The sequence below is a fragment of the Gluconobacter sp. GP1 genome, from assembly GCF_032913585.1.
Classification (GTDB): Bacteria; Pseudomonadota; Alphaproteobacteria; order Acetobacterales; family Acetobacteraceae; genus Gluconobacter; species Gluconobacter cerinus.
This window is the reverse complement of the sequence record NZ_JASGXC010000041.1, coordinates 1-1,203: the sequence shown is the minus strand read 5'-3', so window position 1 is coordinate 1,203 and position 1,203 is coordinate 1. Positions and strand designations below refer to the sequence as shown.

The window sequence follows — 1,203 nt, the reverse complement described above, 5'->3', positions numbered from 1 at the left end:
GCGATCCTCTGCCGGTTTCAGCCTATGCCGTCGCACCCGACACCATGGAAACCGGCCTGGCCTCGGAAGTTCACGAGCATCTCCCAACGCGTATCTTTCTTCCGGCCGCTGCGGCTTTTGTCGAAGGCCTCGGCAACGCGATGCAGAGTTCGAACACAAACAGTGTGACCAGCGGGCTGGGCGTGAGTTCGTTCACGCATCTGACCCTGCCCCAACAGCTTGGTGTTGCTGCCGGACGCGCTGGACAGGAGATGGGCCAGATCCTGCAAAAGCAAACCCCGCAGAGCCCGACGGTTCTTCTTCATAAGGATGATCCTATCGGAGTGATTTTCGCGGAGCCGGTGGACGCCCCCTGACTGCACTCACAATGGCCTTTGGCATCCTGCAAGCACGACACAGGAGGGACCATCAGCATGCGAGGAAACGCAATGCGCCGTGAGGATACAGGGGAGGTCGTGGAGATGCTGCGACCGCAGAAGCGCTCCACAGACCGGCCCGGCAAACAGGCCGAGGACGGCCAGTTGTCACAGGAGGCCGAGTTGTCAGGCAACCGGCCAGATGCGCCAGAGGAAACGAGACAGAGCCGCCGCAAGCCTCTGAAGGCGCAGAATGGCATGGAAGGCCGTGCTCCCCGCGCGCCACGAAGCCGACTTTTGGTCGGTACTGCTCTGGCGGTGCTTGGGGTTGGAGGTCTGCTTGGCGGTGCTGTGGCGGTCGGTGCACATTTTGGCGTCCCGATCCCGTTTGTAAATGACAGACCACGCGCATCGATCACCACCACACCAGATGCACCAGCGGTCCCATCGGCTCAAAAGTCGGCCTTTACGTTGGCACCACCAGCGCTTGGCACGCCTGATGTCCCGGAAAAGCGGATCCAGCAACCCTCTGTCGCTCAGAACGACGACCCGTTCGGCGGCGAGGGCATGGCAGCCCCGGTTGATCCCCCAGCCACCACAAAGCCGGCTGAGATCAAAGCGGCTCCAGTCATTCCCGTGCCGCCCGCCGTAGCAGATGGAGCGCCAAACGCCTCCGCGATGCCAACGAGCCAGGCGGTCTCCGCGCCTCAGGCGCAGTCGGCTGTGTCTGCCGCTCCGGCTGCGGCCCCCGCGCCCTCATTCGCATCCCCCGCATCTCCTTCACCAGACGCAGCCCTCGAGCTGGAAATGGCCAAACAGCTGAAAGCGCTGGATGATCATGTGGCGG

2 pseudogenes are annotated in these 1,203 nt (G+C 63.0%); both read left to right on the top strand.

Annotated features, from left to right (window positions below):
• A pseudogene (locus R5H23_RS17180) lies at positions 1 to 356 on the top strand (DotG/IcmE/VirB10 family protein); the annotation flags it as partial.
• Between the two features lie 72 nt (positions 357 to 428).
• Positions 429 to 1,203, top strand: a pseudogene (locus tag R5H23_RS17175) (hypothetical protein); the annotation flags it as partial.